This window comes from Nostoc sp. DSM 114161 (genome assembly GCF_052692665.1).
The window spans coordinates 1833592-1847112 of sequence record NZ_CP195141.1 but is presented as its reverse complement, the minus strand read 5'-3'; the positions used below and the strand labels follow the sequence as shown (position 1 = coordinate 1847112).

The window sequence follows — 13521 nt, the reverse complement described above, 5'->3', positions numbered from 1 at the left end:
GAAATTTGAACTAAAGTTCAAGGCAGGGAGAGGTTTGTGGAATTCACATTAAAATAATCGGAGTTTGCCCCAGATTTGTGGCTTACTAGAGAAGTTGTGAATCTTGTAATTTAAAATTACTAGTTATCAATAGCCAGTAGGGTAGCACAGCTAGCTGTGCTACCCTACGAAAGGCTTATAAATTTGACTGAAAACCGCTATAGGGTATGGGATTTTAGGCGCTAAAGTATTTCGCTACTGGGTGATAGGTAATAATCGCTGTTGTAGACTGTTCTGGATAAAGCTGTTCGCTTTCATCCATATATAAGTTAATTCTGTCAGTCTGCAATAACTCCAGTTGCTTGTACTGATCTTGAATATTTGGGCAAGCGGGATAGCCAAAACTATACCGGGAACCACGATAGCGTTGTGCCAACATATCCCGAATATTATCTGGTTCTTCGGCAGCAAAGCCTAATTCACGGCGGATTCTGGCGTGTGTCCACTCTGCCAATGCCTCTGCCATCTGCACTGCCATACCGTGGAAATACAGATAGTCTGTGTATTGATTCTCTGCAAACAGCTTTTGAGCAAATTCTGTGGCAATTTCACCTACTGTCACCGCCTGCATGGGGAAGACATCAATGATTCCCGACTCTTTTGGTGCAAAGAAATCTGCTATGCACAGCCGCCTTAATGACTTTTGTCTGGGAAATTCAAAAGTCGCAATTTGTTGCGATCGCTTTTCTGGGTTATATATATGTAGAGAATTTCCCTCAGCTTGACAAGGAAAATAACCATAAATCACTTGCGGATGCAAGAGATTTTCCTCTAAAATTCGCTGTTTCCAAGTTTCTAAAACTGGGTAGACTTTCTCAGTTAAGAAAGCTTGATATTCTTCCTTAGATTGTTCTTTTGGTTTGCGGAATTGCCATTGTCCGGCTATTAGTGCTTGTAAATCTAAGTGCCAGAATATTTCTTCTAGAGGAATATCACTAGGCTGCAATAATTTTGTTCCCCAAAAAGGCGGTGTGGGACGTTCAATATCTATGGTTACTGCCTCAGAACGTCGAGTATCTATCTCTTTTGGTTCTGTAGATACTTTTTCCTGAGTAGTTGTGGCTGCTGATTCTTTATGACCATTTGTCGAAACTTCAGCTGTTTGAACTTCGTTCAAAAATCCCTGCAAATCATCCCAGTTACCAGTGGTTTTCGCTGGCATTAATTTATCCATGAAGTGCAAGTCAGAAAAGGCATCTTTGCCATAAACTACTTGACCTTTGTAGGTATTTTGGCAATCTTCATGCACGAATTTGGGAGTTAAGGCTGCACCACCTAAAATTACGGGGACGGTAATTCCTTTTTCGTTAAATACCTCCAAATTTTCTTTCATAAAGGCGGTGGATTTTACTAGCAAACCACTCATGGCAATACAATCGGCTTTGTGCTGTTCGTAAGCCTGAATGATGTTTTCCACCGGCTGTTTAATTCCCAGGTTAATCACTTTGTAGCCGTTGTTGGATAAGATGATGTCTACTAAATTTTTACCAATGTCGTGGACATCGCCTTTGACTGTGGCAATGATAAAGGTTCCTTTGGAATTGTTGCCTGATTCGGATTTTTCCATGAAGGGTTCTAAAAATGCTACCGCTGTTTTCATGGTTTCGGCAGACTGTAACACGAAGGGTAGTTGCATTTGTCCAGAACCGAATAATTCCCCGACAACTTTCATGCCATCCAAGAGGAAAGTATTGATAATTTCTAGGGGAGGATATTGTTCTAAGGCTTTTTTGAGGTTTTCTTCTAAGCCGATGCGTTCGCCATCGATGATGTGGCGTTTGAGGCGTTCTTCGATGGGGAGACTTTGATCTAAGGAGCGATCGCGTTTTGTCGTTACTCCGGCAAACAATGTGGTAAGCTCTGCCAAAGGATCGTAAACGCAAACATCGCCCTCAAATCTCCGCTGGTCATAAATCAATTGGCGACAAATTTCTTGATGGCGTTCTTCAATTTTGGACAGCGGTAAAATCTTGCTGGCACTCACAATTGCTGCATCCATTCCCACTTGTGTTGCTTCGTGCAAAAACACTGAGTTCAGCACTATCCGGGCTGCGGGATTTAAACCGAAGGATATATTAGAGACACCCAAAACTACATGACATCCGGGCAATTCTTGGCGAATGCGCCGAATAGCTTCTATGGTGGCTTTACCGTTTTCTCGGTCTTCTTCAATGCCCGTGGAAATTGGTAGAGCTAAGGTATCAAAGAATATTTCTGTGGCAGGTATGCCGTATTCTACGGCTTGACGGTAAGCGCGTTGGGCAATTTGAAACTTTTTCTCGGCTGTCCGCGCCATGCCTTCTTCGTCGATTGTACCAATGACGACGCCAGCACCGTACTTTTTCGCTAGTTCCAGCACTTTCAAAAAGCGCGGTTCGCCGTCTTCGTAGTTGGTGGAGTTCAGCAAACATTTACCGCCGGCTACTTTTAAACCTGCCTCCATTTTTTCCCATTCGGTGGAGTCAAGCATTAAAGGCAATGTCACGTTATTCACCAGGCGCGAAACGAGTTCGTGCATATCGCGCACGCCGTTACGTCCGACATAATCGACGTTGACATCGAGGATGTGTGCGCCTTCTTTGACTTGCGCCCTCGCCATTGAGACGAGTCCATCCCAATCTTCGGCATTTAGCAAATCGCGGCACTTCTTGGAACCACTGGCGTTGAGGCGTTCGCCGATAATCAAGAAGGAATTATCTTGATCGTAGGGTTGAGTGGTGTAAATTGATGCTGCTGCTGGTTCTAAACTTGGTTGTCTAACTTTTGGCTTCAGTTCTTTGGCGATTTCTGCCAATTGTTGAATGTGTTCTGGACGAGTCCCACAGCAACCCCCGATCGCTTGGACACCCAAATCTTCAACAAAATACATCAGCGCCATACGTAATTCCATCGGTGTGAGGCGGTAGTGTGCTTGACCGCCGACGTTCTCAGGTAAACCCGCGTTGGGAATACAGGAAACGATGAAAGGTGAATGTTCTGCCAAATACTTGATATGTGGTTTCATCAAGTCCGGCCCTGTGGCGCAGTTTAAGCCGAGAATGTCTATTGGGTATGGTTCTAAAATTGTCAGCACAGCACTGATTTCTGAACCCACCAACATTGTGCCCATGCTTTCCATTGTCACAGACACCATCAACGGACGGCGATCGCCCTTTTTCGCAAACACTTCTTCAATGCCATTCAGCGCTGCTTTGATTTGCAGCACATCTTGGCAAGTTTCCACAAGAAATAAATCGACGCCACCATCCCATAGCGCTTCGGCTTGTTCGGCGAAAGACGCTTTCATGGTGTCAAAGTCAATGTGTCCCAAGGTGGGTAGTTTGGTTGTCGGGCCGATGGAACCGGCGACAAACCGGGGTTTTTCGGGAGTGGAAAATTCGGCGGCTACGCGCTTGGCGAGTTCTGCGGCTGTTTTGCTGAGGTAGTAGGCTTTGTCTGCTAAGTCATATTCTGCTAAGACAATGGAAGTACTGCCAAAGGTATCCGTTTCGATGACATCAGCACCAGCAGCGAGAAAGTCGCGGTGAACTTTGGCGACGGCTTCGGGTTTGGTGTGGACTAAGTATTCGTTGCAACCTTCATATTGGGCGCCGCCAAAGTCTTCTGCTGTCAGGTTTTGGGTTTGCAGGTTAGTTCCCATTGCACCGTCAAATACGAGGACTGGGCTATCTGGACTACGCAGGCGTTCAAGGAAGGGATGAGTCATATTTTCCTAGAAGAAATGAGGAAATCAAGTGAGTCTTGTGATACTCGACTTACTTTATTATTTTCCAAAATTTTGGGAGTTTCGGCAGTGTTTAATAAAGTCTGTTTTGCTGAAACTCACCATTGGCTAATTTTGACCTGATTTATCAAGGTGGCAATACAGTTGGGTTAACCTGTTTATTCCTCGAAGATCCCCCCAACCCCCCTTGGAAAGGGGGGCTTCTAACCCTCTTTTTAAGGGGGTCGCCGTAGGCGGGGGGATCTTAATCGAACCGTATCGATCGAGGTGGGCGACGATAGGATTGAGATTTCAGGGTGCTATTTCAGACGTGCCGACTTGAGGCGATTGGTATTAAAAGCTCTGAGTTGGTTAACTGGCGTGCGAAGGATCTTCGCCATTGTTCAAATTGACATAGGTGGAATTTGGCTGAGTCTACACATAGTCAGATGAAATATTTTCATCAAGTTTCTTATCTTGGGATTGTAACTGAGAGTTGTCACTCCGTTCAGCTCAAAGATGGAAAAAACACCAGGTGTATAACTTGAGTTCAACTATGGATTTAAATTCTTTGTTTAATATCAATACATTTATTGAATTATTACTGGGGATTAGTTTGAGCGCGGCGGCTGGCTTTAGAGTCTTTGTACCACTGCTAGCATTAAGTGTGGCTTCAGTTTTTGGACATTTAGATTTGCCAAGTAACTTTGATTGGGTGGAAACACCTGAAGCTGTAATTGTTTTTGCAGTCGCTTGTTCGCTGGAAATTATCGGTTATTACATTCCTTGGTTAGATCATCTGCTGGATATTGTTGCTACACCTGCGGCATTTATCGCCGGGACAATCGTAACAGCATCTGTAGCTCCAGAGATGAATCCACTGGTGCAATGGACGTTAGCTTTAGTTGCTGGTGGTGGAACCGCAGGATTAACTCAGGGATTAACGAATATATTGCGGATAAGTTCTACAGGGGTTTCTGGTGGATTAACCAATCCAGTTGTGTCAACTATTGAGTTGCTCGTTGCAATCGGACTATCTTTGCTGGCGCTAGCTTTACCAGCGGTAGCAGGAATAATCGTAATTGGTTTTCTAATAGTAGCTATTCAAAGAATCTGGAGTTTCTTCTTCAATAAACTATCTTCTCAAACTACTGAAACCGTTTCTCCATCAAGAGAATTGGGATAAGCAGGAGGCAGGGGGCAGTGGTTCGACCCTTCGACAGGCTCAGGGCGGCGCTTCGCTCACCAACCAGGCACGAGGCATGAGGACTCGACACAACATCACCGCGCTGTAAGTTCATCAGCAAATACTTCGTCGTAAATATCATTTTCAGGGCTTACCCAATCCTGATAAGCCTGAAATTCTACAGCAGGATTAACGCATTTTTCGGCATTCTTGAAAGAAACAGCTAAATCTAGCAATGCTGATAACTGCTCATCATTGAGTTGTTCAATCGGACTTAGAAGTTCTTGACGAATATTCATGGAATTGCCGATCGCTAACTATATTCAATGTATGCCATAAGGCGATCGCCTGTAGCCTTGGTAGTGCGTAGGCGTAACCCGCACTTCGGCAAGCTCAGTGACCATCGTAGACATGGCAATTATAAAGCGATCCTAGTCGTGGGGTGTGTTAGCGCAAAAGCGTAACGCACCTTTTGATATTCGTGAACGAGTCTTTAATACTCGCCGACGAGTCTTTGATACTCGTGAACGAGTCTTTGATACTCGCCGACGAGTCTTTGATACTCGTGAACGAGTCTTTGATACTCGCCGACGAGTGTTTAATACTCGTGAACGAGTCTTTTATACTCGCCGACGAGTGTTTAATACTCGTGAACGAGTCTTTGATATTCGTGAACGAGTCTTTAATACTCGCCGACGAGTCTTTGATACTCGTGAACGAGCCTTTGACCTTCATTAAGGAATAAAGATTTTAAGGAAGTCAACGATGTCTTCTCTACGAGACGCTACGCGAACGACGGGCTACGCCTACGCACCCTGCTAATTTGAACATTACAGCCGTTTTCATGAGCATGAACACACTCATCCAATCTGTAATGCTTAGTTACGATATACTACTTGAGTAAATATGGCTACAGAGTTGATGAGGTTTGCAGGTGACAAACGAAGAACTGCTGCGAATTATTGAACAAGCTGCTAAGGAAAAGGCAACGCAGCTAGACCTCTCTAACAATCAACTCAGCAGCCTGCCGCCAGAAATCAGCCAACTCTCCAGCCTGACAAGGCTATACCTCTCTAACAATCAACTCAGCAGCCTGCCGCCAGAAATCAGCCAACTCTCCAGCCTGACAAGGCTAGACCTCCATAACAATCAACTCAGCAGCCTGCCGCCAGAAATCTGCCAACTCTCCAGCCTGACAACGCTATACCTCCATAACAATCAACTCAGTAGCCTGCCGCCAGAAATCTGCCAACTCTCCAGCCTGACAACGCTATACCTCTCTAACAATCAACTCAGCAGCCTGCCGCCAGAAATCAGCCAACTCTCCAGCCTGACAACGCTATACCTCTCTAACAATCAACTCAGCAGCCCGCCGCCAGAAATCTGCCAACTCTCCAGCCTGACAAGGCTAGACCTCGATAACAATCAACTCAGCAGCCTGCCGCCAGAAATCAGCCAACTCTCCAGCCTGACAACGCTATACCTCGATAACAATCAACTCAGCAGCCTGCCGCCAGAAATCAGCCAACTCTCCAGCCTGACAAGGCTATACCTCCAGAACAATCAACTCAGCAGCCTGCCGCCAGAAATCAGCCAACTCTCCAGCCTGACAAGGCTATACCTCCAGAACAATCCATTAACCTCGCCACCGCCTGAGATTGTCGAGCAGGGAATACAAGCGATTTTCAGTTATCTACGAGAAAGGTTAGAGGGTAGCCAACGGCAGTGGGTTTCTAAGTTGCTAGTTGTCGGTGAAGGAGGTGTGGGTAAGACATCTTTATTAAGAGCTTTGCGCGGTGAAGAGTTCGACGCCCAGGAATCTACCACCCACGGCATTGAAATTAAATCCTTGGAATTAACCCATCTCACGCAAGCAGATACAAGCATGGAGTTAAACACCTGGGACTTTGGGGGACAAGAAATTTATCACGCTACCCATCAATTCTTCCTCACCAACCGTTCACTATTCTTACTCGCCTGGAATGCCCGACTGGGATTTGAGCAAAGTAAACTCTATTACTGGCTAGATACCATCAAAGCCTTAGCACCGGAATCTCCGATTTTACTCGTTGCTACCCACATCGATGAGCGAGATGCTGACCTTCCCCTCAAAGAGTTACGCGACAAGTACCCCCAGATTGTCGAACACTATAAAATTAGTTCTAAAAAAGGTGATGGCATTGAAGAACTGCGGCAAGCAATTGCAGAAGCAGCCGCCAAGTTACCTTTAATGGGCGAAATCTGGCCTACCACCTGGCTAAATGCTGCCAATGCCATCCGCAGCGAGGCAAACAAATACATTACACCGCAGCAATTGTGGGACATCATGGCTGATTCCAATGTTGCTGACATCAGCAAAGAAGTGCTGGCGCAATGGCTCCATGAATTAGGCGAAATTCTCTATTTCCAAGACAATGAAGAACTTAACGATACTGTTATTCTCAAGCCTCAGTGGGTAACTGAATATATCAGCAAAGTGTTGGAAAGCAAAGACGTAAGCGATCGCTTTGGCATTTTCACTCGTCAGGAAATGGATCGACTTTGGCACGATTTAGAGCGATGGATGCGCGACCACTTCCTACGGCTGATGGAGCGTTTTGACCTTTCCTACCGGACTTTAGAAAACCGGGATATTAGTTTGGTTGTGGAACGTTTGCCCTTGGATGCGCCTAATTACGAGCAGAAATGGCAGCAAATTAAACAAACAGACAACTGCAAAGAAATTTCGATGAAATTTCAACTCGATACCATTCCTGCGGGTATTCCTACTTGGTTTATTGCGCGTCAGCACCGCTTCACAACTGGCATTCATTGGCGTAATGGTGTTTTATTTGCTGATTCCGAGCAAAAACATTTAGCTTTAGTGCAAGCGTTTTCTCGCGATCGCTATTTGCAATTAACAGTCCGAGGAGCATACCCCCAGAATTTCTTTGCATTACTCAAAGATGGCATTGAGCTAACTCTGGCAAGGTTTCCCGGATTGGAGATTCAACGCTTTATTCCCTGTCCCGGTCATGATGGCCAAGAGTGTATTCACCTGTTCAATTATGCAAATTTAGAGAAAGCGATCGCTAAAACAATTCCAGATATGCAATGCCAGGAGAGTTTTGAATTTGTCTCGGTATCAACTCTGCTTTTCGGTTTGGATTGGCGCACCCAGGATCGAGTGCTGTTACGTATCGACCAGTTAGAAAAAACAGTTGTTGGCGGACAAGAAGCAATTCTTGACGAGTTCAAAGAGATGCGGGAACATATACAACGGGAATTTACCAATATATTCCGCCGTGAACAAGCAAGCATTAATGCTCATTGTCCCAATGTATTTGTCTTGCGTCCCCATGATGCTAAAGCTTGGAAGAAAAATCTAGTCGGGCAAAAGCTATATTTACAACTCTATTGCCAAGCACCAGGCTGTTGGCATCCCACCCAAGAAGGCGGTTTATATGAAATAAATGAACCAGCCAAATGGCTCAGAGTAACAGCACCTTATATTAGTAGATTATTTCGCGTCTTGAGATATGCTGCGCCCATAGTAGGGCCATTTGTAGGTTTGGTAAACGAACAAGAATATGAAAAAGTATTTAAGAACGATCTCGAATTCACCAAAGAACTAGCAGCAAAATTACCTGAACTCAAAGAATCTGAAGATTTAGAATTAGCAGGCAAAATTGCTAGGGGTGAAGATTTAGATCCAGAACGCGCTGATGGTGCTGCTTTGCGTAGTTTGCGCCAATTATTAGAAGAAAAAGATCCCCAGCAGCACTGGGGTGGATTAAAAAAAGTCTTGACTCCAGAGGGACATTATTTGTGGTTGTGCGAACACCACGCAGGAAATTATAAAAGCTAATACCAATTTTGGATTTTGGATTTTGGATTAAAAGGCAATGAACCTTTGATATTCGCTGATAAATCTTTGATATTCGTGGACGGGTAGAGACGTTGCAATGCAACGTCTCTACATCATTACATGTGTGGGCTAGGTAGCAATCTGTGTTACTGAAACTTTCACAGGGACTTTTTTACTAAAAGACAGGCCGTTTTCACTTCTGTCAATGAAAATCGTGTCTCCAGAGATAAAGGTATTTTCCAATAACTTGGTAGCAAGGGGGTTTTCTACTTCTCGCTGAATGGCGCGTTTGAGTGGGCGGGCACCGTAAACTGGGTCATAGCCTGCTTCTACCAAGTAATCACAAGCACCTGGGGAGATTTCAAAAAAGATTTTTTGATCGCGGAGGAGATTTTCTACGCGTTTGAGTTGAATGCGGATAATATGCCGCATTTCCAAACGGCTGAGGGTATGGAAGAGAATTAGATCGTCAATGCGGTTGAGAAATTCGGGGCGAAAATGCGATCGCAAGTTGTCCATTACCCGCTTCCGCATGGTTTCATACTGGGAATCATCACCAGAGACATCCAATATATGTTCGCTACCAATGTTACTGGTCATGACAATAACGGTGTTGCGAAAATCTACCGTTCTCCCTTGTGAATCAGTAATTCTGCCGTCATCTAGTACCTGCAATAAAATATTAAACACATCGGGGTGTGCTTTTTCTACTTCGTCCAGCAACACCACTGAGTAGGGACGGCGGCGAACTGTCTCAGAAAGTTGACCGCCTTCTTCGTAGCCAATGTATCCCGGAGGCGCTCCCACCAGCCGCGAAACTGAGTGTTTTTCCATATACTCGGACATATCTAGGCGGATCAATGCATCGTCAGAATCAAAGAGAAACTGAGCTAAAGCACGGGCGAGTTCGGTTTTACCAACACCTGTCGGCCCCATGAATAAAAATGAACCAATGGGACGCGAGGGGTCTTTCATTCCCGCACGGGCGCGGCGAATTGCGGCTGCTACTGCTGCTACTGCTTCTTCTTGGCCAATGACTCGTTGATGCAAGTGACTTTCTAGTTGCAGTAATTTTTGGCGTTCCGATTCCAAGAGGCGATTAACGGGGATTCCTGTCCACTTGGCGACGATTTCAGCAATATCGGCTTCGGTGACTTGTTCTCGCAACAAGGTGGAACCTTGGCTTTGAATTTCTAAAAGTTTCGCTTCTTTGGCTTCGCGATCGCGTTGCACTCCTTCCAATTTGCCATACTTCAATTGAGCGGCTTTGTTTAAGTCATAAGCACGTTCGGCCTGTTCAATTTGCACTCGCAGCGCATCTTCTTCTTTCTTTAAAGCACTTATCGCTTCTAATAACTGCTTTTCACCTTGCCATTGATCGTTGAATATATGCTGCTTCTCAGTTAAATTGGTGATTTCTTCCTCAATTCGCTGCAAACGTTCTCTGGTTTGGGGAATACCTTTTTCTTCGCCAGCTAATGATAGCTTTTCCATTTCTAGCTGCATGAGGCGGCGGTCAATGGTTTCTAGTTCAGCTGGTTTGGAGGTAATCTCCATTTTCAGCTGTGCGGCGGCTTCATCTACTAAGTCAATGGCTTTATCTGGTAAAAAGCGATCGCTAATATAACGCGCCGACAATGTTGCTGCTGCTACCAACGCTGAATCAGAAATTTTGACGTTGTGATGCACTTCGTAGCGTTCTTTTAACCCCCGAAGAATGGAAATCGTATTTTCTACGGTTGGCTGATCGACAAATACTTGCTGAAAGCGGCGTTCTAGGGCGGCGTCTTTCTCAATGTGTTTGCGGAACTCATCTAAGGTAGTCGCGCCAATGCAACGCAATTCTCCCCGCGCCAGCATGGGTTTGAGTAAATTTCCCGCATCCATCGCCCCTTGTTGATTGGAACCTGTACCGACTACGGTGTGCAATTCGTCAATAAATAGGACGATTTGACCGTTTGATTCCATCACTTCCCGGAGAACGGATTTTAAGCGGTCTTCAAATTCACCCCGATATTTTGCCCCAGCAATCAAACTACCCATGTCTAAAGAAATCAACTGGCGATTTTTCAGGGATTCGGGAACATCACCGTTGACCATTCGTTGTGCTAAAGCTTCAGCGATCGCAGTTTTACCAACTCCAGGTTCCCCAATCAACACCGGATTATTTTTGCTGCGGCGAGACAATACTTGAATTACCCGACGAATTTCGTCGTCCCGCCCAATCACCGGGTCGAGCTTGCCAGATTTTGCCTGTTCTGTCAAGTCCCTGCCAAACTTTTGTAAAGCTTCGTAGCGGGATTCTGGGTTTTGGTCTGTTACTTTTTGGCTACCGCGAACACTTTTGATTGCAGTTTCTAACTTTGCCGCATCCACATTAAAGCCTTTGAGTATCCGCCGTCCAACGCGTTCATCGTCAGCAAAAGCCAGCAGGATGTGTTCCACAGAAATGTAGGAATCTTTCATCTTGACTCTAATTTCCTCGGCTTGGTCTAGTAAAACATCTAAACCGCGACCAAGGTAAAGCTGATCGCTTTTACCAACTTTTGGCTGACGTTGGGTAAAGGCTTCTAATTGTTGCTGCAAGCGAATTGGATCGACTTCAGATCGAGCCAGAATACGTATTGCTAGACTAGTGGGTTCTTCTAGAAGGGCAATTATTAAATGTTCAACATCTAGTTGCTGTTGTTGATAAGCACGAACTATATCCTGAGATTTAACAATCCCTTCCCAGGCTTTATCTGTAAATTTATTAGGATCTGTAGGTTGCATCTTTAAAATTTTCGATTTGAGATTTTTAGTTTAGGGCATGGGGTACTTGTACTGAGCGACTTGTGCCGAGCGACTTGTGCCGAGCGAAGTCGAGGTAAGTCGAGGTAAGTCGTTGGCGCAGCCTCTCGCAGAGAAGTATTGGGCATGGGGCATTAGGTATTGGCTACTGAGAAAGTATTCTTCAAATATTTATTTTCTATTCCCCAGTCCCTAGTCCCCAATCACTATGCCCCAGTCTCCACCTATTCCCTAATTTAAAACGAAAACATGGCTATGAGCGTGGTTTGCTAGATGGTGCTATTGGAGCGATGTCTACAAAGGACTAAGCCTAAGCTGTTAATGTTGCCCATCAATGACAGTATATATAGCAATCCTATCTGATTTGTGAAAATTCTCGGTGTCCAGATCCCCGACTTCTGGTAAGAAGTCGAGGATCTAACTTTTCACGACTGATTTAGGATTGCTATAGATTATTACTGTGGGAATTACTGGCTTACAAGTTGCTCTTGTGATTCCTGTTTGATGGCAGAACCTTGAGTACCCAGTTGAATTAATTCAATTTTATACCCATCGGGATCTTCTACAAAAGCGATAACTGTTGAACCATTTTTCATTGGCCCTGGTTCTCGCACTATTTTAGCGCCTTGATTGCGGATTTCTTCACACTTGGTGTAAATATCATCAACTCCAAGAGCAATATGACCGTAAGCATTACCCAATTCGTATTTTTCTACTCCCCAGTTGTAAGTTAATTCAATGACTGTATTATCGCTTTCATCACCATAGCCCACAAAAGCTAGGGTAAATTCTCCTCCTGGATAATCTTTTCGTCGCAGTAATTTCATACCCAGAATTTCACAATAAAATTTTAACGACTCTTCAAGGTTACCCACCCGCAACATTGTATGTAGTAATCGCATATTGACCTTGCTCTGTGGAATATTGCTTTCTGCCAACATTTTACAGAACTTGCTAACAAAGCCCATCCATTGAAAGTGTATGATTGGCAAAAAGATTACCAATAAATATTACTTGTCGAGTGAGGAGATGGGGAGGTGGGGAGCAGGGGAGCAGGGGAGAGTTGTTGTACAAATTCTTTCTCCTCTGCTCCTCCGCCCCTCTGCCCCTCCGCCTCTTCTGCCCAATGCCCCAATATCATGACAACTCAAACACTAGGACTCGAACAAAATTTATATGACTATTTACTGTCAATTTCTCTTCGAGAACCGAAAATTTTAACTCAATTGAGGCAAGAAACAGCCCAGTATCCAGTAGGTAGAATGCAGATTGCTCCCGAACAAGGCCAGTTTCTCGCATTGCTGGTGCAGTTGTTGGGAGCAAAGAAAACTTTAGAAATTGGTGTTTTTACGGGCTATAGTGCTCTAGTGGTGGCATTGGCGTTACCTAAGGACGGTAAGATAGTAGCCTGTGAGATTAGTGAAGAATTTACAGCGATCGCTCGGCGTTATTGGCAGCAAGCAGGAGTAGCAAATAAAATTCAGCTGCATATCGCTCCAGCTTTGCATACTTTAGATTGGCTATTGGCAACAGGAGAAGCAGAAACTTTTGACTTTGCTTTCATCGATGCAGATAAAAGCAACTATGATGGCTATTATGAGCGATCGCTGCAATTAGTACGTCCGGGGGGATTGATTGCGATTGATAATGTCCTGTGGTCAGGCAAAGTTGCTAACCCCGATGTGCAGGATAACAGAACTAAAAGAATTCGTGCTTTTAATCAAAAGTTGCATCAAGATGAGCGAGTTAGCCTCAGTGTCATTGCGATCGGAGATGGATTGACTCTAGCGCTCAAAAAGTAATGTTTTTGAAGAATTCTCGATTTGAGAATTAGAAATAGAAACGTTGAAATTGTATATTTTCTCGTCTTGGCTGTTAATTGTTGACGGTTGACAGTTAACCGTCATCGGTCAACAAACTTCATCAGCGACTGTACAACTTAAGAACTGAATAGCT

At 44.7% G+C, this 13521-nt stretch carries 8 protein-coding genes; 4 read left to right on the top strand and 4 right to left on the bottom strand.

Features of this window, described 5'->3' with window-relative positions; translation table 11 throughout:
• Positions 1–214: 214 nt before the first annotated feature.
• Positions 215–3745 carry a methionine synthase gene (gene metH / locus NSTC745_RS07835; RefSeq protein ID WP_445636648.1) on the bottom strand — a complete coding sequence of 1177 codons (3531 nt, stop codon included), beginning with the start codon at positions 3743–3745 and terminating at the stop codon, positions 215–217.
• Positions 3746–4298: 553 nt separating this feature from the next.
• Here metH and NSTC745_RS07830 point away from each other — a divergent pair.
• Positions 4299–4928, top strand: a complete 630-nt coding sequence (locus NSTC745_RS07830; protein ID WP_445636647.1) for a DUF4126 domain-containing protein — start codon at positions 4299–4301, stop codon at positions 4926–4928.
• A gap of 95 nt (positions 4929–5023) precedes the next feature.
• On the opposite strand, the gene NSTC745_RS07825 is transcribed toward NSTC745_RS07830, so the two are convergent.
• Complete coding sequence (locus NSTC745_RS07825; RefSeq protein WP_445636646.1) at positions 5024–5227, bottom strand: hypothetical protein; 204 nt, start codon at positions 5225–5227, stop codon at positions 5024–5026.
• A 145-nt stretch (positions 5228–5372) separates the two neighbouring features.
• On the opposite strand from NSTC745_RS07825, the gene NSTC745_RS07820 reads away from it, so the two are divergent.
• Both NSTC745_RS07820 and NSTC745_RS07815 read left to right on the top strand, forming a co-directional pair.
• The gene (locus NSTC745_RS07820; RefSeq protein WP_445636645.1) at positions 5373–5666 is read left to right on the top strand and encodes a hypothetical protein; all 294 of its coding nucleotides are present in this window, start codon (positions 5373–5375) and stop codon (positions 5664–5666) included.
• A gap of 196 nt (positions 5667–5862) precedes the next feature.
• The gene (locus NSTC745_RS07815; RefSeq protein ID WP_445636644.1) at positions 5863–8775 is read left to right on the top strand and encodes a leucine-rich repeat domain-containing protein; all 2913 of its coding nucleotides are present in this window, start codon (positions 5863–5865) and stop codon (positions 8773–8775) included.
• 129 nt (positions 8776–8904) lie between these two features.
• On the opposite strand, the gene clpB is transcribed toward NSTC745_RS07815, so the two are convergent.
• Positions 8905–11547, bottom strand: coding sequence for an ATP-dependent chaperone ClpB (clpB, locus tag NSTC745_RS07810; RefSeq protein WP_445636643.1), 2643 nt, complete (start codon positions 11545–11547; stop codon positions 8905–8907).
• Positions 11548–12032: 485 nt separating this feature from the next.
• Positions 12033–12467 carry a lactoylglutathione lyase gene (gene gloA / locus NSTC745_RS07805; RefSeq protein ID WP_445636642.1) on the bottom strand — a complete coding sequence of 145 codons (435 nt, stop codon included), beginning with the start codon at positions 12465–12467 and terminating at the stop codon, positions 12033–12035.
• Positions 12468–12704: 237 nt separating this feature from the next.
• Between gloA and NSTC745_RS07800 the strand changes: the two genes are divergently transcribed.
• The gene (locus tag NSTC745_RS07800; RefSeq protein WP_445636641.1) at positions 12705–13367 is read left to right on the top strand and encodes a class I SAM-dependent methyltransferase; all 663 of its coding nucleotides are present in this window, start codon (positions 12705–12707) and stop codon (positions 13365–13367) included.
• The last annotated feature ends 154 nt before the right edge of the window (positions 13368–13521 follow it).

What these genes read in the sequence shown, in the direction of transcription:
- gloA (WP_445636642.1), bottom strand. Translation starts at nt 12,467, where the DNA reads ATGCGATTACTACATACAATGTTGCGGGTGGGTAACCTTGAAGAGTCG.
- NSTC745_RS07830 (WP_445636647.1), top strand. Translation starts at nt 4,299, where the DNA reads ATGGATTTAAATTCTTTGTTTAATATCAATACATTTATTGAATTATTA.
- metH (WP_445636648.1), bottom strand. Translation starts at nt 3,745, where the DNA reads ATGACTCATCCCTTCCTTGAACGCCTGCGTAGTCCAGATAGCCCAGTC.
- NSTC745_RS07800 (WP_445636641.1), top strand. Translation starts at nt 12,705, where the DNA reads ATGACAACTCAAACACTAGGACTCGAACAAAATTTATATGACTATTTA.
- clpB (WP_445636643.1), bottom strand. Translation starts at nt 11,547, where the DNA reads ATGCAACCTACAGATCCTAATAAATTTACAGATAAAGCCTGGGAAGGG.
- NSTC745_RS07825 (WP_445636646.1), bottom strand. Translation starts at nt 5,227, where the DNA reads ATGAATATTCGTCAAGAACTTCTAAGTCCGATTGAACAACTCAATGAT.